Origin of the sequence: Halomonas sp. hl-4 (genome assembly GCF_900215475.1) — a bacterium.
Classification (GTDB): domain Bacteria; phylum Pseudomonadota; class Gammaproteobacteria; order Pseudomonadales; family Halomonadaceae; genus Vreelandella.
This window is the reverse complement of sequence record NZ_LT907845.1, coordinates 1,722,693-1,742,578: the sequence shown is the minus strand read 5'-3', so window position 1 is coordinate 1,742,578 and position 19,886 is coordinate 1,722,693. Positions and strand designations below refer to the sequence as shown.

Genomic DNA, 19,886 nt, shown 5'->3' with positions numbered 1-19,886 from the left:
GGACTCCCACATGGATAAACTAATTACCTTATGGGAAGGCTCCGGGCTTTATAACCTTGAGCTTGGCCAAGTCGTGATGGTCGCAGTGGGGCTGTTGCTGCTCTACCTCGCCATCTACAAGAAGTTTGAGCCACTGTTGCTGGTGCCAATCGGCTTTGGCGGCATTCTCGCCAACATTCCTGAGGCAGGGTTGGCGCTATCGGCGCTTGACCAGGCGATCGAGGTCGGCCGGCCCGCACTGTTGGAGCAGTTGGCCTCGGCGCTTGGCGGCAGCCTGGATAGCCAGGCGAGCGTCGACAGCTGGCGCACGTCGATTCAGCAGATGATAGCTGACGAGGCCTCGGTGGAGCAGATTGCCACAGCGGAAACCGTGGCCAAAGGCTCGGGTTATGGCGACGGCCTGCTGTACGTGTTCTACAACGTGGCCATTACCTCCGGCATTGCCCCGCTGATCATCTTCATGGGCGTCGGCGCGATGACCGACTTTGGCCCGCTGCTGGCCAACCCGCGCACGCTGTTCCTGGGCGCCGCCGCGCAGTTCGGCATTTTTGCCACGCTATTCGGCGCCGTGCTGCTGTCGTCGATGGGGTGGATGGACTTCTCGCTCAACCAGGCCGCTGCCATCGGTATTATCGGCGGCGCGGATGGCCCTACCTCAATCTACGTTGCGAGCATGCTGGCGCCTGAACTGCTGGGTGCGATTGCCGTGGCCGCTTACGCCTACATGGCGCTGGTGCCGTTGATCCAGCCGCCGATCATGCGCCTTCTGACATCGAGGAAAGAGCGCGAAATCACCATGACGCAGCTGCGCCCGGTGTCGAAGCTCGAGAAGATCGTCTTTCCGCTGCTGCTGTTGATCCTGGTGGCGCTGTTTCTGCCCGATGCGGCGCCGCTGTTGGGGATGTTCTGCTTTGGTAACCTGATGCGCGAATGTGGCGTGGTCGAGCGGCTAAGCGACACGGCGCAAAACGCGCTGATAAATACCGTGACGATCGTGCTGGGCCTTGCCGTGGGCTCCAAGCTCATGGCTGAAAGCTTCCTGTCGCTTGAAACGCTCGGCATCATGGCGCTGGGGATCGTGGCCTTCGGGATCGGCACCTCGGCCGGGGTGTTGATGGCCAAGCTAATGAACCTGGTGAGTAAAATGCCGATCAACCCGCTGATTGGTGCGGCGGGGGTCTCGGCGGTGCCGATGGCGGCACGCGTGGCCAACAAGGTGGGGCTCGAGTCCAACCCGCATAACTTCCTGCTGATGCACGCCATGGGTCCCAATGTGGCCGGGGTGATCGGCTCGGCGGTGGCTGCGGGTGTGATGATCAAGTACTTAGGTTAACCAGTGCTGGGGCTGACCAGTGCTGGGCTAAAACGCCTCGATAGCCACGCAATCGGCCGCCCCTGAAGAGGGGCGGCCGTTTTTTTGCTTATAGTGAGATCGTCTGCGCGCTAAGGGACTGCTTGAGGCGGCTTTCCAGCGGGCTAAGATCAAGTGCGTGGTCACTGGGCCAGCCGATCGTCAGCGCGACACCATTCCCATCATAGTCGGCATTAACCACTGGGATGGCCTGTTCGTCACACCACGCGCGGGCTAACGACTCGTCGGCAAAGGCAAAACGGACCAGGTAGTGATTTCGCTCGACGATTTCCTGTGTGGGAAGCGAGGCCAGGGCATGATTCACTGCCTGGGAGTAGGCGCGCGCCAGTCCACCCGTGCCTAGTTTGGTACCGCCAAAGTAGCGAATGACGACACTACCGATTTCACCCAGTTGACTACCTTGAAGCGCTTGGTACATGGGGCGGCCCGCGGTACCGCCGGGCTCACCGTCATCGGAGAAGCCAATGCGTTGCTGCTCGCCCGGGGCGGCCGCGATATAAGCCAGGCAGTGGTGACTAGCGCTGGGGTGGGCCTGTTTGGCCGCCGTTGTCAGAGCATTGACGGCGTCAAGGTCAGGGGTGTGGGCGACCCAGGCGATAAAGCGGCTTTTTTCAATCTCAATCTCGTTAATGTGCCAAGTGCCTGGAGGTAGTTGGGGGACGCGATAGCGCATGTATATCCCGGCGTTTAGTGTGTCACGGGATGATGCTCAATTCCCATGAACATGCCAAGTACCTGAATATCACGATTATGCAAAAACACTTCGGGGTGCTGCGCGTCGTCGAGCAACAGGCGCACACCCGCTCGGCTGATGGATAGCTGTTTGAGGGCAAGCGTTTGCTGATTGATTTCAGCAATAACGGTTTCGTCCTGGCTGTCATGCTGATAGCGACGAATGACGATAACATCGCCATCAAACAGGTTGCAGTCTGACATGCGGTTGCCTCGCACCTTTAATGTGTAGGTGTTGCGGCGTGTCATCCGCGCGGTCGATGGCGGAATGGTATAAGGGCGGGGCGTTGGGCGAATCGTCGGCAATGAGGCGTTCATCGACATGTTCATGGCTTTCTCCAAATCAGCGCCCTATCCCTAGGCAAGCTATCGGTAGACACAATACGTTTATAGGTTATACATGTTTTTTCATACAGTGTTTGGTCAGTATAAACCTGTTTTTGCATACAGTGCCAGAAATAATTGTCGAGATGTTTGACGACCTTGGTCGCATGCGTAATGCAGCCGCGGTCGACTAGCGATGGAATGGCTTTAGGTGTAGAGTTCGAGCCAAAATAAACTTACGTGGGGTGACGCTTGACGCTGTGTTTGCAAGGCCGTCAGCTAGGCTGTGAGCGCGATGATCGCTGGCTTTTTCAAGGGCTGGATATTGACGTCAAACACGGTGACATATGGCATGTGGCTGGCCCCAATGGCAGTGGCAAAACCACGCTATTAAAAATGCTGTCCGGGCAGTTCAATGAGTTTTCCGGGTCACTCCACTGGCAGGGTCAGCCGCTTAAACAAGTACGCGAGCACTTTGCCGCCAACTTGCTTTACCTTGGTCACTCGCTTGGTGTAAGCATGGCGCTAACGCCGCTGGAAAACTTAGCCTGGTACCAGGCGTTGCATGGTGAGCGCGGCAGCGAGGCGCAGCGTGAAGCGGCCTTGTCGGCGATGGGGCTGGATGGCATGGAAGATGTCCCCGCCGGGCATTTATCAGCAGGCCAGCAGCGTCGTGTGGCCCTGGCACGGTTAAGCCTCACGCCGCGAGCCCTGTGGGTACTGGATGAGCCGTTTACGGCCATTGACCATGATGGTGTCGAGACCCTGGAAGCGCAGTTGGTAGCGCACGCTAAGGCTGGGGGAGCCGTGGTGATAACGACCCACCACGTACTTAAAATTGCCCACCCGCTATGTCATATTTCGTTGGGGTAAAGGAGCCTGTATTGCCGCCTTTAGAAACCACGCAGCGTGTTGCGGTACTGACCGAGCCAGTCGCTAAGCATCACCTCCGCATAGCGCTTAGCGCCACTTTGATGCGTGACCTTAACCGCATGTGGCGACGCCGGGGGGATGTTCTGAACCCGTTGGTATTCTATGCCTTGGCCGTTAGCTTATTTCCAATAGGTATTTCCCCCGAGGCGGAGCTGCTGGCCGTCATGGCGCCTGGGCTTTTATGGGTCACGGCGCTGCTCGCCACATTGCTGTCGTTGGATAGCCTTTTCCGTAGCGACTTCGACGACGGCAGCCTGGAGCAAATGATGCTTGCTCCTCAGCCGTTGGCGGCGTTAAGCGTTGCCAAAGTTGCTGCCCATTGGCTATTGAGTGGTTTGCCTTTGGCCCTCGTGTCGCCCCTACTGGGCATCATGCTAGCGCTGCCATTGCATGGCATTGGGGTGTTGATGGTGTCGTTAGCGTTGGGGAGTGCCAGCTTGAGCCTTATTGGGGGCATTGGCGCGGCGTTAACCGTCGGTTTGCCCCGAGGTAGCGTGCTACTCTCGCTACTGGTATTGCCGCTGTATATTCCGGTGCTGATTTTTGGGACGGGGGCGGTTCAAGCCGCCATTTTGGGCGACGCCGTGTTGCCCCACTTGGCGATGCTTGGCGCGTTACTGGCCGCGGCGCTGATGTTTGCTCCCTGGGCCATCGCCGCGTCGTTGCGTATCAGTATAAACGGGTAGGGATGGGCACTATATGTGGGGCTTGATACATAAGTTGGGTTCGCCAAAATGGTTTTACTACCGTAGTGCAGCGCTGCAGCCATGGTGCTGGGGTGTGGCAGCGTTACTGTTGCTGACGGGCACCCTATGGGGGCTTGTTTTCGCCCCCGCTGACTACCAACAGGGCAACAGCTTCCGCATCATTTATGTCCATGTGCCGGCCGCTTTTTTAGCCCAGTCGGTCTTTGTTGCCATGGCGGTGGCAGGGCTTATCTACATGGTCTGGAAAATTAAGATCGCCGATATGGCGGCGGCTGCCATGGCGCCATTAGGCGCCGTGATGACCTTTGTGGCGTTATTCTCCGGTGCCGTCTGGGGTGTGCCGACCTGGGGAACATGGTGGATGTGGGACGCCCGATTAACCTCCATGTTGATCCTGCTGTTTCTGTATATTGGGGTGATCGCCCTGCGCGGCGCCTTTACCCGTCGGGATAGCGCGGCCCAGGCGGCATCGGTGCTGACGATGGTCGGCGTGATTAATATTCCTATCATCAAATATTCCGTGGATTGGTGGTACACCCTGCACCAGCCCGCTTCGTTTACGCTGACTTCCAAGCCTTCAATGCCGCTTGAAATGTGGCTACCGTTGCTGATCATGGTGCTAGGCTTTTACTGCTTCTTTATTGCTCTTACGCTTACCCGGACACGCAGTGAAATATTGCGCCGCGAAGCCAACACCCGATGGGTTCAGACGCTTTTTGAGGGGGCTAACTGATGGTATTTGCCTCGCTGGCTGACTGGGCATCCATGGGCGGGCATGGCCTTTACGTGTGGTCTGCCTGGGGAGTGACGGCCGTGTTTATGCTGGGGTTGATGCTCTACGCTCGCGTTGAGCGCCAACGATTGCTGAAACACCTTAAGCGGCAGGCGCGCCGACGCTCAACGACCACGCAGCAAAGAGGCTATTGCGATGACCCCAAGGCGTAAGCGCAAGCTTTATGTAATTCTCACCTTGGTCAGCCTGGCCGCACTGGTCATCGGGTTGACGCTATATGCCCTGCGCGCCAACATTAATTTGTTTTTTAGCCCCGTGCAGATTGCCCAGGGCGAGGCCCCAATGGGGCGCTCAATACGCGCGGGGGGCATGGTGAAAGTTGACTCGGTGTCCCGCGATGACGATAGCTTGAGCGTCGCGTTCACTGTCACCGACTATGTGGACGACTTGCACGTTGATTACCAGGGCATCCTGCCCGACCTGTTTCGCGAGGGGCAGGGCGTCGTGGTAGTGGGCGAGTTGCAAGACGATGGTCGTTTTCGTGCCGAGGACGTACTCGCCCGTCACGACGAGAATTATATGCCGCCCGAGGTTGCCAAAGCGCTGGAAGATGCTGGCTACTCGCCCGCCGATTTTCAGGCCAAAGCCGCGGAGATGGATCAGCAGCGCGAGGACGATTCGTGAAACCACCTCAGCCCGTCGCCGCTGGGTTTAGCATTCAGCCGGAGTATCTATGCTGACCCGGATACTGCCCGAAATTGGTCATTTTGCCTTGATTATCGCACTGCTAATGGCGGTCGTGCAGGCGCTGCTGCCATTGGCGGGGGCGGCGACGCGTCGCCCTCTGTGGATGGCGTACGGTCAGCCGATGGCCACTGGCCAGTTTTTGTTTGTTTTGCTCGCCTACGGCTGTTTAACGGCCAGTTATCTGATGGACGACTTCAGCGTGGCGAATGTCGCCAACAACGCTAATTCGCTGCTGCCCTGGTACTACAAGTTCAGTGCCGTATGGGGTAACCATGAAGGTTCGGTGCTGCTGTGGAGCCTGATGCTTGCGGGTTGGGGATGCGTCGCCGGTCTGTGGTCGCGGCGTTTGCCTCGCGACATGTTGGCGCGCGTTCTTGGAATATTGGGATTGATCAGCGCCGGCTTCCTGTTGTTCATACTGTTGACCTCCAACCCCTTCGAGCGGAATCTGCCCGACATCCCCGCGGACGGCGCGGACCTTAACCCGCTGTTGCAGGACATCGGCCTGATCATCCACCCACCCATGCTGTATATGGGCTATGTGGGGTTTTCCGTGGTGTTCGCTTTTGCTATCGCCGCTTTGCTCGGTGGGCGATTGGATGCCGCCTGGACCCGCTGGGCACGGCCTTGGACGAATGCCGCCTGGGCGTTTTTGACGGTTGGGGTGGCGCTGGGTAGCTGGTGGGCCTATTACGAGCTGGGCTGGGGCGGTTGGTGGTTTTGGGACCCGGTAGAAAACGCCTCGCTGTTGCCATGGCTGACCGGTACCGCCCTGATACACTCCCTGGCGGTCACCGAAAAACGCGGCTCCTTCAAAAGCTGGACAGTACTACTGGCCATTGCCACCTTTTCGCTTTCGCTGATGGGCACCTTTTTAGTCCGCTCCGGGGTACTGACGTCCGTGCACGCCTTTGCCAACGACCCGTCGCGGGGGCTGTTTATCCTGGTGCTGCTGGCGATCACCGTGACGCTCTCGCTAGTGGTGTTTGCCCTGCGCGCACCCCGCGTTAGCCATGCCGTGGGCTTTAACTGGCTGTCACGCGACGCCTTACTGCTGATCAATAACGGCCTGCTGGTAACCGCAACGATGACCGTGCTGCTTGGTACGCTGTATCCGTTGATTCTGGATTCGCTCGGGCTTGGCAAAATCAGCGTGGGGCCGCCTTATTTCAATGCTCTGTTCGTGCCGCTTACGGTGATCCTCTGCCTGTTTATGGGCCTGGGGCCGATGGCGCGCTGGAAGTCTACCTCGCCTGGTGAACTGGTGCGCAAACTGTGGTTAGCCGGGCTCGCGGCACTTGTGCTTGGGGCATTGATACCGCTGCTGTATCGCGGTGAATGGAACCTATGGGTCACGTTGGGCTTGTCCACCTCGCTGTGGATTGTGCTGTCGCTGGGCCGTGACTTGCTCGATAAATTGCGTAAGCAGCGTTCGTCACTGTGGAAAGGCCTGCAAAGCCTATCGCTAGCCTACTGGGGTATGGTGCTCGGCCATTTGGGCGTGGCGGTCACCATCGTCGGCGCGACTGTCGTGTCCCATTATGCGGTGGAGCAAAGCGTGCGCATGTCACCGGATACAAGCGTCGAGGTGGCAGGTTATCACTTTACCATGACCGATCTTACCGATCGGCGCGGCCCCAATTACTTGGCCGATACCGCGGTGATCGAGGTTCAGCGCGGTGAGAGCAGCCGGCGTTTCGAGATGCGGCCTGAAAAGCGGCTGTATCTGGCCACCGGCATGCCCATGACCCAGGTGGCGTTGCGTCCGGGCCTTTTCCGTGATCTTTACGTGGCCATGGGCGAGCAATTGGATGACGGCAGTTGGGCGATGCGGATCCAATACAAACCGTTTGTGCGCTGGCTGTGGCTGGGAGGATTGCTAATGGCGTTGGGCGGCGTGCTGGCGGTGGCGGATAAGCGTTACCGGCCCGCGCGGCCGGCCAGATTGGCGCAGGAGGGGCGGGCATGAAGCGGCGCTTGCTTTTGTTTATCTTACCTGTCGCATTTTTAGGCTTGGCGTTGTTTTTCTATGCGCGCTTGTCAGAGGACCCTACAGGTCGCGATTCGGCGCTGATGGCACGCGACTTTCCCGCCTTTGAGGCCACCACGCTTGAAGATGAACAACAGCGGGTCGATCAATCGTTGCTGGAAGGTGAGCTGACGCTGGTCAATGTATGGGGAGAGTGGTGCGCCGCCTGTCGCCAGGAAATGCCCCAACTGCTTGATCTTGCCGACCGTGGACTGCGTATTGTGGGTATTAACTACCGTGATACCCGCGAGAACGGGCAGGCATTCTTAGATGAATTTGGTGACCCATTTTCAGCCAATATTTTTGATCCTGATGGTGATTTAGGGTTTGAGCTTGGGGTAATTGGCGCGCCTGAGACATTTTTGGTAGATGCCGAGGGCATCATCCGCTACCACCATAAAGGCTATGTGTCGCCCGAGGATGTCCATAACCATCTTTTGCCGGAGGTGGAGAAATGGCGCTGATTCGCTTGTTAAGTCTCGCGGCGCTGCTTTGCCTGGCGCTGCCCGCCTGGTCGGCAGGCGTAGAAATACGCGAATTTGACGACCCGGTGACGGAGCAGCGTTATCGTGATTTAACCGCCTCAATGCGCTGCCCGCTGTGCGATAACCAGGCGATTGATGATTCTGACGCACCCATCTCGGTGGATATGCGCCAACGGGTGTATCAGTTGCTTAACGAGGGGCAATCAGACACCGAAATCATCCACCACATGGTTCAGCGGTTTGGCGACTACATTCTTTATAACCCCCGCCTGGAGCGACGTACCTATTTGCTGTGGGGGCTGCCGGTTGGGTTATTGATACTTGCGGTCGTTGTCGTGGCATTGATCGTCCGCACTCGGCGCCATGCTTCAGCGAAGGCATTGAGTGCTGACGAGCAAGCGCGTCTGAATGCCTTAATTGAGCGTAAGGAGTCATCGTGACGCTGCTTTGGATAGCGCTTGCCTGTGTATTGTTGCCCGCGATGTGGCTGTTGGTGCTGCCGCTGCGCACGGCTCGTCGCTGGCGCGATGAACAACTAACCTTCGAGCAGCATGACGCCGCCGCCGAACAAAATGTCGCCATCTTTCGGCGTCGACTGGCGGCGCTTGAGAATGCCCGCGCCGACGGGAAAGTAAACGCAGAACAGTTTGCCGAAGAACGTCTGGAACTGGAGCGCAGCCTGCTGGACGATACGGCCGCCCTGCATCGGCGACCGCTTAAGTCTTATGCCTCGGGACGTTGGGTCGTTCCACTAGTGATGCTCGCGTTGGCGGGGGGCAGCTTGGTGTGGTATCAGCAGCAGGGCGCGGAGGACGATATTATCCTGTGGGCCATTGGTCAGGAGGTGCGTGAGCATCCGCAAGGGTCGCTGGACATGTACGTAGAGCGCCTGGAAGCGCAGATGTCACACCAGCCTGCCAACCCAAACCTGTGGAGCACCTTATTCCCGCTTTATCGAGAGGCTGGCCAAACGGATAACGCCGTCACCGCGCTGGAGCGCTTGATCGAACTTGAAGGACGCCAGCCGTCACTGCTAGCTCAGCTTGCCCAACTGCGTTTCTTTATGGCCGAGCGCGAACTCACCGACGAAGTGCAAGCGCTAGTGGACGAAGTGCGTGACGCTGATCCCCGTCAGCCCACCGTACTCGGCATACTTGGCATCCACGCCTTCGATCAGGGGGATTACCCCACGGCTATTGACCGCTGGCGGCGTGCCGTGGCCAACGTTGAAGACCCTGACATCGCCGCGTCGCTTCGCGAAGGGATTAAAACGGCGCAGGCGCGTCTCGGCGATAGCGACGATAATCAAACCTCAGAGGCGACCGGCCCCGGGGTACGGGTCAGCGTGTCGCTTGATCCTGAGCTGGCGCGTCAGGTTGACGGTGATGATAAAGTCTTTATCCTGGCCCGCGATATAGAGGGCGAACAGCCACCACTGGCGGTGGTTCAGGGGTTGGCATCTGAACTACCGATGACCGTCGTGCTCGACGACCGCGCGGCTATGACCGCAGATGCCCAGATATCGCAAGTCAGCGAAGTTCGTCTGATGGTGCGTATCTCGTCAAGTGGCCAAGCAACACCCCAGGCAGGGGATTTATGGGGCGACGTAGACCGGGTCGAGGTGGGCCCGCTTAACGCGCGAGAGGCTACCAAGGTGACCATTGATCGTGTTTTTGAATAATCTCAACGTGTACTCTCCATGCGTTTAACGTCGATACGCCTCGTCGGCTTCAAGTCGTTCGTCGATCCGGTCACCGTGCCTTTCGACGGCAATATGACCGCTATCGTCGGACCCAACGGCTGCGGAAAATCGAATATTATCGACGCCGTGCGCTGGGTAATGGGGGAGTCCTCCGCCAAGACCCTGCGCGGTGAGTCCATGGCCGATGTCATCTTTAACGGTTCGACGGGGCGCAAGCCGGTGGGCCAGGCGTCCATTGAGCTGAAGTTCGACAACCGCGATGGCACCATGGGCGGTGTCTATGCCCAATACGCCGAAATCGCGGTGAAGCGCCTGGTGACCCGCGACGGCCAGTCCAACTACTTTTTTAACGGCCAAAAGTGCCGCCGCCGGGATATCGCCGACCTGTTTATGGGTACCGGCCTGAGCCCGCGTTCTTACGCGATTATCGGCCAGGGCATGATTTCGCGGCTGATCGACGCCCGCCCGGACGATCTGCGCGCCACGCTGGAAGAGGCCGCGGGCATCTCCAAATACAAAGAGCGCCGCCGGGAAACCGAAAATCGTATGCGGCGTACCCAGGAAAACCTAGAGCGGCTAGACGATATTCGCGAAGAGCTCGACAAGCAGCTCGAGCGGCTAAAGCGGCAAGCTGAGGCGGCTAAACGCTACCAGGCATTAAAGCAGCAGGAGTTCCAACTGAAAGGTGAACTCGCCGTGTTGCGCGGGCGGGCTCTGCGGGCTGAACAGTCCCACCAAGAAAGCCGGGTGCGCGAGTTGGAGATCGCCGTTGAAAAAGACGTGTTTGGCGTTCGTCAGTGCGAAACGCGTCTGGAGCAAGCCCGTGAGCAGCACGACGAACTGGCCGAAGTGCTCGAACGTCACCAACAGCAGTTTTTTGAAACCACCACCCGTATCGCCCGCCTCGAACAGGACCAGGCCCACCGGCGCAGCCGCGAAGCCCAGCTCGCCAGCGACATCGAAACGGCCCGGCGTGACCTCGACGAGCAGCGCCGGGTCAGCGAAGGTGATCAAGAGCGCTTAGTGACCATTGAAGCGCGTTTAGACGAATTGTTGCCCGAACATGAAGCGCTCGACGAACAACTTGAAACCCTGGAGCAAACGCTAGCCGACGCGAGCCCCTCCCTTGAGGCCGCCGAGCAGCAGTGGGCGGATGCCGAAAGCCGCTGGCGCGATGCCAGCCGCGAAGCCGAACGCCGCCAGGATCAGCTACGCGATCTTGAACAACGCATTGCCCGTCTACAGGCCGAACGCCAGCGCCGCCACCAACAGCGTGGCGAGCTGGCCGACGTCACCGAGTTACGCAGCGAGCACGCTGAATGCCAAACTCAAAAAGAAGCGGCTGAACAGCGCGCCGAGGCATTTCAAACCGAGCGCGACCATTGGCAGCAGCGCTACAACGAGGCCAAGGCGGCTTACCAGCAGGCTACCCAGACGCGTGACCAACAACGTGCCGAGTTAAGCCAGCGTCAGGGCGAGCTTGCCTCGCTGCAAGCGCTGATTGATGCCGCCCTTGCCGATCACGACCCGCACCTCACCGAAACGTTAGCTGCCCATGGACTTGCCGATGCGCCACGGTTGGGTGAAGCGATTAGCGTTGAGCCCGGCTGGGAGCGGGTGATTTCTTGGCTGCTAGCGCCGTGGCTCAATGCGCGTCTGGTAGCCGGTGATCAGTTAAAAGCATTGCCCGAAGCGCTTGCCACTGATTGGTGTTTGATTGACCAGGCACCGCCGCCCTTGCACGGGGGCCAACGCCTGGATGCACTGGTGAGCGGCGCTGGCGCACTAAGTGGCTGGTTAGCAAGTATTCACTATGCTGAGAGTGGCGATGGAGCCGACGCGCTATTAGCCACGCTTGGCCCTGGCGAAAGCGTGGTGACCCGTGATGGCGTGTGGCGCGGGCGGGGTTGGTTGCATCAGCAGGCCAACGGCGAAGGCGTCGATGCGCTATTGGTCACGCGCCGTCGCCTTGATGAGTTGGCAACTCGCCGTGAGCACGACGAGGAGGCGTTGGCACTTGCCGAAGCCCAGTGCGAGGCCGCCAGTGAAACCATCGAGACGCTTGAGCACACCCGTGAACGGCAGGCAGAGGAAGAGCGTGCTCATGCCGCCACGGTTCAGCAGCTCGCGGTAACAGAGCAACGCTTGGCCCAACGTCTGGAACATCTGGAAAGCCGTGCCAGTGAGCTGGATGACGAGCTACGCCAGCTACAAGAAGATGAAGCAGAGTTAGCGCTTACTCTCGATGAGCAGCGTGCCCGCTGGCACGAGGCAATGGAGCAGTTGGAAATAGCCGCTGAGGCGCGCGACACCAGCGCCGATCAGCGAGATAACCAGCGCGAACAGCGCGAACGTCTGAATCAACAGCAGGCGCCATTGAAAGCCCGCCAGCAGGCCCTAGCGCTGGAGCGTGAACGATTAAACGCCGAGGGTAATAGCCTGCGCTCCCAGCAAGCACGCAGCAATGATAGCGAAGAGCGCCTCGCACTGCGGATTGAGGAATTGGAAGCCTCGCGGGAAACCTTGCTGGAACCCGACGAACTTGCCGCCGAAGAGCTTGAAGAGCTGCTCCAACAGCGCGAGCAGCAAGAACAGCGTTTAAACGACACGCGCCAGAAAACGCAAACGTTGGCGGAGCAGTTGCGTAACGACGAACTCACCCGCCAACAGCACGAACGCAATCTAGAGCAGAGCCGCGAGCAGCTTCAGCAGCGGCGTATGGATGTGCAGGCGCTGGCGCTAAAAGCTGCCACCCAAGATGAACAGCTCACTGAACTGGGCCACGACAGCGAAACACTGGCGGAACAACTCGCCAGCGACGCCAGTGAAGCCGCTTGGCAGGCGCGGCTGGAAAGCACTACGGACAAAATACGCCGCTTAGGGGCCATTAACCTTGCAGCGATTGAAGAATACGACCAGCAGGCTGAGCGGCGGGACTACCTGGAAGCTCAGCATGCCGAATTAAGCGAAGCACTGGAAACCCTAGAGCGTGCCATCAAGCGTATTGATCAAGAAACTCGTGTGCGCTTTAGAGATACGTTTGATCAAGTCAATACAGGCCTACAAACCTTATTTCCCAGAGTGTTTGGCGGGGGCACCGCCTGGCTAACGCTCACCGGCGATGATTTATTGGAAACCGGTGTAGCGATCATGGCGCGCCCGCCGGGTAAAAAGAACAGCACTATTCATCTACTATCCGGAGGTGAAAAGGCACTGACAGCACTTTCGTTAGTATTTGCGATCTTCCAGTTAAACCCAGCGCCATTCTGTATGCTGGATGAAGTAGATGCCCCGCTAGATGATGCCAATGTAGGGCGCTATGCCAAGCTGGTAAAAGAGATGTCGGATAACGTTCAGTTCATCTATATTACCCACAACAAAATTGCCATGGAGGCCGCCGAGCGCTTAATGGGTGTCACCATGCAAGAGCCTGGGGTCTCGCGAATGGTCTCGGTAGGCATTGAAGAAGCGGCTGCGTTGGTGGATTAAAGCTCGCAAGCGTTAACGTTATTAACTACCCTAGCGCTTAATAATCCACGCCCAGAGTTAAAAAAAGTGACTCAAGGCGCTAAACTTATCTATATTATTCGGCAATGAGTGTTTTTGAGTCCTCATTAGCGAAGAAAAAGCAGTAAGCATACCCGGCGCCCGGCACTCACAGGGCACGATTTAAAGAGGTGAGCTTGCGTTGCTAGCAAGGGACTCAAAGGTAAAGGATGTTGCTATCGCACAGGGTAATTAGTTAATAGGAAGGCAATGGGGCACTTATAGCCCGCGTTATAGTCGAATTTTTGACTTAAATAACGTTAAAAAATGTGCGATAACGTGAAAATTAACAAAAAGTGGCCCTTTTCGTAGTAATCGCGCTATGCTTGGGGTAAGTATAGATTTAATAGTAGTGTTCTAATTTTTAGGCATCGCGCCTTAGCAACCGTCAAGATGACCCATGGAATGTTCAACATGGAATTAAGAGAGTGGCTAATCATTTTAGGACTGGCGTTGGTATCCCTCATCGTTATTGATGGGGTAAGACGACTCCAGCGTCAGCGTCGCGTTCCTCGCCTCGACCAAGCCGTCGGCGAGACGCCATCAAGTCCGTCTACCGAGTTCAGTGATGCGGCTAAAGAGGCTGAAATAAACTGGGAACTTCCCAATGGTGGCGCGCGTGTGGTTAAGCCCGCCGATTATAGCGGTCTGAGTCAAAAGCCGAAGTTAGAACGCCAAGAGCACCCTGGACCGTCAAAGATACTTTCACAGTTTAAGCGCAGTACCCATAAGGCAAGTTCGCCTGTCGCCTCAAAGGTTGAAGAGGGTCGGGATGAGCACCCAGTCACCACGCGCACCGCCAAAGCAGCGACCGCGACGCGTGCCCAGCGCCCCGAGGTGAAAATGCCTGAGCCAACGTCTGAGCCCGAAAAGCACCATCGCGAGCCTGCGGTGTCTTCTTCCGACGAAGTCACGCCGGTAGCTGATGATGCCGTTACCGCTGCGGCCCACGAGCCTCGTATGAGTGCCATGGACGAAAGCGACACCGAGCGTACGGCAACCGCGCAAATGAGCCATGACGACACGCCGGTGCTGCGCGCTGAGCCTGAAGATGCAGCGTTTGCTAAACATGCTTCATCCGACTCGCAACCAAAACGCCGTCAGTTGCGCAGTGATATTGCTGGCGAATACCATGATGACGATGATGAAGAAGCCTATCGTCTGGTGGATTTTGAAGAGATTGGTCGTTCGCTGAAACAGCGCATGATTGCTCACCGTAAAGCGCGCGCGTTGAAAAAAGCCGAAAAGGCGCGCCGCGCCGAAGCACTGGCAAAACAGAAAGCAGAACGTAAGGCCCTTGAAGCAGAGCAGCGCCGAGAGGCCGAGGAAGCGGCTGAAGCTGAAAAAGCTCGCATTGCTCAGGAGCAGGCGCAAGCACGCGAACTGGAAGCTCAGGCTGCCGAGGAAGAACGTCTCGCCCGTGCCGCCGAAATGGCCCAGTATGCCGCTGAGGAAGACGCTTACTACGCTGCTGCAGAGTCGCATGAGCCTGACGCACCTGAAGGGGTCGTACGTACTCACCCTGCGTTAGAAAAAGCATTGCGTCATGACGTTTGCGGAGAACATGCCAAAGAAACGTTAACCAATGCTGACGAAGTGGTGGTGATCAGCGTGCTTTCACGCGACCCCGCCGGCTTTGACGGTGGCAAGCTGCTGGAATTGATGATGGCCTGCGGTTTACGCTACAGCAGCGCTATGGGCGTTTTCCACCGTTTCGAAACCGAAAGCGCCGACAGCGAACTGCAGTTCTCCATGGTCAATGTCGTTAAACCTGGCGTCTTCCCCATTGAAGAAATGGATGAGTTTGTGACGCCTGGTATCACTTTGCTGATGCCGCTCCCCGGCGCCCACGATAGCTCGGCGGCGTTCGAGGCCATGGTCGAAACCGCCATGGTGGTTGTACGTCACATGGGCGGCGAATTGAAAGATGAGAACCATAGCGTGATGACGGCACAAACCATTGAGTTTGCACGCCAACGCGTGCATGAGTTCGAACGTAGGCACCGGTTGCATCGCCATATGCAAGCCCACTAAACAGCCGCTTGCTCTCCGACACCCGTCCTCTTGCAGAGGGCGGGTGTTTTTTATTGCATAATACCGTTAACTTGTATCACCGCTAATAGCCTGTCGACGAGAATCTGCTTCAATGAGTCAGCCTGACCCTAACGTGCTGGACGAGATCAACCAGCTTCGCGCCGAGCTGGAAGACGCCAACTACCGCTACTACGTGCTGGATGAACCTACGCTGCCTGACGCGGACTACGACCGTAAGTTCCAGCGCTTAAAGCAGTTAGAGGACGAACATCCCTCGCAGGTCTCGCCTAACTCACCGACCCAGCGCGTGGGTGCAGCGCCCGCCGACGGCTTTCCTGAAGTGCCTCATGCCATTCCCATGCTGTCGCTGGATAACGCCTTCAGCCGCGACGATATTCATGCGTTTGCGGAACGCGTCGCCGAGCGCCTGGAATGTCAGGCAGACGACATCGAGTTCAGCTGTGAGCCCAAGCTTGACGGTGCCGCCGTATCGCTGGTCTACGAGCAGGGCGTGCTGGTCAGCGGGGCCACCCGCGGCGACGGCCGCACCGGCGAGGGCATTACCTCCAACCTGCGCACGCTGCGCTCGGTGCCCTTGAAGCTGATGGGTAAAAACGTACCTGAGCTGCTGGAAGTGCGCGGTGAGGTGATCATGCGCCACAAGGGTTTTGAAGCACTCAATGAACGTGCCCGTGATGAGGGCAGCAAGGTATTTGCCAACCCGCGCAACGCCGCTGCCGGTAGCCTGCGCCAGCTTGACCCGCGAATTACCGCGACACGGCCGCTGGAATTCCATGCCTACCAGGCGGCACGGCTTGAGCCCGAACTGGGTGATACGAGCCATAGTGCCTTAATGGCGCGGCTTGCCACGCTTGGCTTTCGCACCAGTACCGAGCTAACCACCATGAACGGCCCGAAAGCCGTGGCTGATTATTGCGATCAACTGGGCGAAAAGCGTGACGCGCTTGGCTATGACATCGACGGCGTGGTCATCAAGGTCAACGACCTGCGCCATCAGCGGGAGCTGGGCTTTGTTGCCCGGGCGCCGCGCTGGGCGGTGGCGTTTAAATTCCCCGCCCAGGAAGAAGTCACTACGCTCAACGAGGTTGAGTTTCAGGTGGGCCGTACCGGTGCTATCACCCCTGTGGCAAGGCTTGAGCCGGTGACGGTGGCTGGGGTGACGGTATCCAACGCTACGCTGCATAACGCCGATGAAATCGAGCGCTTAGGCGTGAGGATTGGTGACACCGTCGCTATTCGTCGAGCCGGCGACGTGATTCCCCAGGTGGTCCGGGTGGACACCTCACTACGGCCCGCTGATGCCCGACCAATTACCTTTCCTGACCGTTGCCCGGTGTGCGGTTCCGAGATCGAGCGTTTAGCCGATGAGGCCGTTGCACGCTGCTCCGGTGGGCTCTACTGCGCTGCCCAGCGTAAAGAGGCGCTGAAACATTTCGCCAGCCGCAAAGCGTTGGATATCGACGGCCTGGGGGAAAAGCTTATCGAGCAGCTTGTTGACCTGGACTGGGTGAAAAGTCCGGCTGACCTGTTTCATCTGACCGTTGAACAGCTTAAAAGCCTGCCGCGCATGGGGGAAAAATCAGCCACCAATTTGGTTAATGCGCTGGAGAAAGCCAAATCCACGACGCTTGCGCGGTTTATCTACGCATTGGGTATCCGTGAGGTGGGCGAGGCCACGGCGGCTAACCTGGCCCATCACTTTGGTACGCTTGAAGCCATCCAAGCGGCTGAGGTAATTGCATTGGAAGCGGTTAGCGATGTGGGCCCGATTGTTGCTGCTCATGTGCATACTTTCTTCCGTCAGCCTCACAATCAGGACACGCTACAAGCGCTGCGTAATGCTGGGATTCAATGGCAAGAAGCGGAAGTCATCCAAGGCCCCACACCGCTTGATGGCCAGACCTGGGTGCTCACCGGCACGCTTGAATCGATGACCCGCGATGAAGGCAAAGCCCGCCTGCAGGCCCTGGGCGCGAAAGTGGCGGGCAGCGTATCGAAAAAAACCACCTGCCTGGTCGCGGGAGAAGCCGCGGGCAGTAAATTAACCAAAGCGGAGCAGTTGGGCGTCGAGGTCGTTGATGAGGCGGCTTTTATCGAGCGCCTGGCTGAATGGGAGCAACGCGAATGAGCCGATTCATCGAAGTCCCGGCACGCATGCTACCGCCGGAAACCTTAGATGCCCTGCTGGAAGCCTTTGTGACACGCCAGGGCTACGACACCACCGATACCACCGGCGAGGGCATGCACGGCTGGGTCGTGGAGCTTAAAAAGCAGCTTGAACGCAATGAGTTGATCATTGCCCACGACCTGGAACTTGAAATGACCGAGGTGATGACCCTGGCCCAATGGCGAGCCTTTGGGCGCGATATTGGCGATGACGAGGAGGAAGGCGACATTTAAGTCGTCGTTCCACGAATAATGGCGCTGATAATGCGCCGCCCCGGGTGGAGGTGGTCCACCAATGGCACTTCCAGGGGTAGCGGGTCGCCGCACATCCGCGAGGCAATCACCTCGGCGCATAGCGGCGCGCTGGCAAGCCCCCTTGAGCCGTGGGCGGTGGATATCCACAGCCCTGGGTAATGCTCGCCCACGGTATCCGGCACTTTCGAGGCGTCCTTGCCTAACGCTTGATACGCCTCCTGCCATGCGTCAGCCACCGGCAGCGGCCCTGCATAGGGGCTTTTATCGGGGCTAGCCGCCCGCACCGCGGCGCGGCCTTTGAGTAATTCAGGGGATAGCGCAACGCCTGCCTCTTCAAGGGCTTCAACCCATTGAGGTAAGGCGAGGCGTAACTCGTCGATATTACGCTGGTGATCGTCATTGGTGACGTGGCGGCTGTCATTGTTGGGCACAAAGCTGGCGCCGAAGGTCAGCACGCCGTCGACGGGCGGTGATACATAGCCGCCTGCGCAAACCACACGCTGAGGCGTTTGCACGTCATCAGGCAGTGTCACTTCGCTGATTTGTCCACGTACCTGCTGTAACGGCAGTTGCGCGGTTTGCGCAAAGCGGTTGGCCTGTTGGGCGTTGGCGATCACCACCTGATCGGCGCAGATCGCATCGCCGTTGATCAGGTCTAGGCACCAGCACTGCCCATCGCGGTGCACTTGCGTCACGTCCCCTCGGTGAACGCTAATCAGCGGGTGGTTAAGTAAGTGTTCGCATAGCGCTTTAGGTCGCACCCAGCCCGCTTGGGGATAAAACAGCGCATGCTGGGCACTGATCGGTACCCCCGCAAGCTCGCTGAGCCTTTCCGTATGCGCTGAAACCACCGCCTCCGGCAGCGGGTGATACGCCATGAAGCGCTGCTGGCGACGGGCTTCCTTATCGCTTAACGCTAGCTGTACCACGCCGCTTGACTGCCACAGCAGCGTGTCCGTGGTTTGCTGGTTAAGCCAGCGCTGGCTATACATGAGCCCGGCCAAATAAAACCGGCTTTGATGATTGGTTTCAGCCGCCAGTTTGACGTAAAGCGCTCCCTGGCGATTGCCTGAACCGCCCGCACCGGGTGCGTCGCGCTCCACCACAGTGACCCTGACCCCGCGCCTGGCCAGTGCAGCGGCGACGCTTGCGCCGGCGATGCCCGCGCCAATCACCGCCACATGCTGGTGATCAAGGCACTCAGGCGGTGTAAACCACGGCGTAGCACGGCGTCGCGCGTCGCAGGGGGGCGCGGCGATATGGCCTGCAAGCATTTCCCGCTTGCGCCCAAAGCCGGGTACCTTTTGCCACGCAAACCCGGCGGCTTTTAAACCGCGCTTGACGATGCCCGCACAGGTGAAGGTGGCGAACGTGGCACCGGGGCGCGAGCGGGCGGCCATTACTTCAAATAGTTCAGGCTTCCACATCTCCTGGTTTTTGGAAGGCGCGAAGCCGTCCAAAAACCACGCGTCCACTTGGCCATCAAGCAATGCCAAACGCTCGGTAGTGTCGCCAAAATGCACATCCAGCGTGACGCGTTCGCTCAGGTGCAAGCGGTGGATACCGCTGACCGCCTCGGGCCACTGATCGCAAAGCACCTGTGCATAAGTGGCAAGTGTTGGCCAGGCGCTAAGGGCACGGGAGAGCGAGGCGCGGTCGAGGGGAAACTTCTCTGTGGATATCAGATGAAGCCGGGCATGCGACGGTGCTCGCTCTTCAAAACACGCCCAGGCACACAGCATATTCAGCCCGGTGCCAAAGCCTGTCTCGCCAATCACAAAGGCCCGTTGCGGTTGCCACTCAGCAAAGCGGGCGGGCAGGTGATTAGCGTTGATAAAAACATGCTCGGTTTCGGCGCGGCCATTATCGCGGGAAAAATAAACGTCGTCGAAGGCCTCAGAATGCGGTTCCGTACCGTTCCAGGTGAGCGATGGCGACGTTAACGCCACGAGAGGGGGCAAAGGGGAAGGACGTTGCGTCACGCGGTTATCCGTGTTGAAGAAAGGTGGTTAAAAAATGACCAATTTGTGAATTGAGGCGTTATCTCTGGCTTACAGAAAAGCGTCCGCCGTGTTTTCACAGAGTTTTCCACAGCCTCTG

General features: G+C 58.3%; 17 protein-coding genes. 14 read left to right on the top strand and 3 right to left on the bottom strand.

Annotated elements, in window-relative coordinates; genetic code table 11:
* The first annotated feature begins 10 nt into the window (after window positions 1–10).
* Window positions 11–1,333: a sodium ion-translocating decarboxylase subunit beta gene (locus tag CPH17_RS08360; protein WP_096299016.1), complete on the top strand. Its 1,323-nt coding sequence runs from the start codon at window positions 11–13 to the stop codon at window positions 1,331–1,333.
* A gap of 88 nt (window positions 1,334–1,421) precedes the next feature.
* Here the strand turns inward: CPH17_RS08360 and CPH17_RS08355 are convergent, their stop codons facing one another.
* Window positions 1,422–2,045, bottom strand: coding sequence for an IMPACT family protein (locus CPH17_RS08355; RefSeq protein ID WP_074397309.1), 624 nt, complete (start codon window positions 2,043–2,045; stop codon window positions 1,422–1,424).
* A 14-nt stretch (window positions 2,046–2,059) separates the two neighbouring features.
* On the bottom strand, window positions 2,060–2,434 hold the full coding sequence (locus CPH17_RS08350) for a LexA family protein (RefSeq protein WP_074397308.1): 375 nt from the start codon (window positions 2,432–2,434) through the stop codon (window positions 2,060–2,062).
* A 246-nt stretch (window positions 2,435–2,680) separates the two neighbouring features.
* Between CPH17_RS08350 and ccmA the strand changes: the two genes are divergently transcribed.
* From ccmA to CPH17_RS08285, 13 genes are all read left to right on the top strand, one after another.
* The gene (gene ccmA / locus CPH17_RS08345) at window positions 2,681–3,301 is read left to right on the top strand and encodes a cytochrome c biogenesis heme-transporting ATPase CcmA (RefSeq protein ID WP_074397307.1); all 621 of its coding nucleotides are present in this window, start codon (window positions 2,681–2,683) and stop codon (window positions 3,299–3,301) included.
* Window positions 3,302–3,348: 47 nt separating this feature from the next.
* Window positions 3,349–4,047, top strand: coding sequence for a heme exporter protein CcmB (gene ccmB / locus CPH17_RS08340; protein WP_074398545.1), 699 nt, complete (start codon window positions 3,349–3,351; stop codon window positions 4,045–4,047).
* Between the two features lie 13 nt (window positions 4,048–4,060).
* Window positions 4,061–4,801 carry a heme ABC transporter permease gene (locus CPH17_RS08335; protein WP_096299015.1) on the top strand — a complete coding sequence of 247 codons (741 nt, stop codon included), beginning with the start codon at window positions 4,061–4,063 and terminating at the stop codon, window positions 4,799–4,801.
* Window positions 4,801–5,013 carry a heme exporter protein CcmD gene (gene ccmD, locus CPH17_RS08330; RefSeq protein WP_074397305.1) on the top strand — a complete coding sequence of 71 codons (213 nt, stop codon included), beginning with the start codon at window positions 4,801–4,803 and terminating at the stop codon, window positions 5,011–5,013. The genes CPH17_RS08335 and ccmD overlap by 1 nt, the downstream gene beginning before the upstream one ends.
* Window positions 4,997–5,485, top strand: coding sequence for a cytochrome c maturation protein CcmE (gene ccmE, locus CPH17_RS08325; protein WP_096299014.1), 489 nt, complete (start codon window positions 4,997–4,999; stop codon window positions 5,483–5,485). Before ccmD ends, ccmE begins: the two co-directional genes overlap by 17 nt.
* Window positions 5,486–5,534: 49 nt before the next feature.
* Complete coding sequence (locus tag CPH17_RS08320) at window positions 5,535–7,517, top strand: heme lyase CcmF/NrfE family subunit (protein ID WP_096299013.1); 1,983 nt, start codon at window positions 5,535–5,537, stop codon at window positions 7,515–7,517.
* Window positions 7,514–8,041 carry a DsbE family thiol:disulfide interchange protein gene (locus CPH17_RS08315; protein WP_096299011.1) on the top strand — a complete coding sequence of 176 codons (528 nt, stop codon included), beginning with the start codon at window positions 7,514–7,516 and terminating at the stop codon, window positions 8,039–8,041. The genes CPH17_RS08320 and CPH17_RS08315 overlap by 4 nt, the downstream gene beginning before the upstream one ends.
* Window positions 8,032–8,502 carry a cytochrome c-type biogenesis protein gene (locus CPH17_RS08310; RefSeq protein WP_074397301.1) on the top strand — a complete coding sequence of 157 codons (471 nt, stop codon included), beginning with the start codon at window positions 8,032–8,034 and terminating at the stop codon, window positions 8,500–8,502. Before CPH17_RS08315 ends, CPH17_RS08310 begins: the two co-directional genes overlap by 10 nt.
* The gene (ccmI, locus tag CPH17_RS08305) at window positions 8,499–9,743 is read left to right on the top strand and encodes a c-type cytochrome biogenesis protein CcmI (RefSeq protein ID WP_096299010.1); all 1,245 of its coding nucleotides are present in this window, start codon (window positions 8,499–8,501) and stop codon (window positions 9,741–9,743) included. The genes CPH17_RS08310 and ccmI overlap by 4 nt, the downstream gene beginning before the upstream one ends.
* A gap of 18 nt (window positions 9,744–9,761) precedes the next feature.
* Window positions 9,762–13,253, top strand: coding sequence for a chromosome segregation protein SMC (smc, locus tag CPH17_RS08300; protein WP_096299009.1), 3,492 nt, complete (start codon window positions 9,762–9,764; stop codon window positions 13,251–13,253).
* A 471-nt stretch (window positions 13,254–13,724) separates the two neighbouring features.
* Window positions 13,725–15,344 carry a cell division protein ZipA C-terminal FtsZ-binding domain-containing protein gene (locus tag CPH17_RS08295; protein WP_096299008.1) on the top strand — a complete coding sequence of 540 codons (1,620 nt, stop codon included), beginning with the start codon at window positions 13,725–13,727 and terminating at the stop codon, window positions 15,342–15,344.
* Between the two features lie 112 nt (window positions 15,345–15,456).
* Complete coding sequence (gene ligA, locus CPH17_RS08290; protein WP_096299007.1) at window positions 15,457–17,493, top strand: NAD-dependent DNA ligase LigA; 2,037 nt, start codon at window positions 15,457–15,459, stop codon at window positions 17,491–17,493.
* Window positions 17,490–17,765 (top strand): YheU family protein, encoded by a 276-nt coding sequence (locus CPH17_RS08285; protein ID WP_074397296.1) that lies wholly within the window; start codon window positions 17,490–17,492, stop codon window positions 17,763–17,765. The genes ligA and CPH17_RS08285 overlap by 4 nt, the downstream gene beginning before the upstream one ends.
* Here CPH17_RS08285 and mnmC read toward each other — a convergent pair.
* Window positions 17,762–19,768, bottom strand: a complete 2,007-nt coding sequence (mnmC, locus tag CPH17_RS08280; RefSeq protein WP_096299006.1) for a bifunctional tRNA (5-methylaminomethyl-2-thiouridine)(34)-methyltransferase MnmD/FAD-dependent 5-carboxymethylaminomethyl-2-thiouridine(34) oxidoreductase MnmC — start codon at window positions 19,766–19,768, stop codon at window positions 17,762–17,764. The two genes, CPH17_RS08285 and mnmC, sit on opposite strands and share 4 nt — an antisense overlap.
* Window positions 19,769–19,886 lie beyond the last annotated feature (118 nt).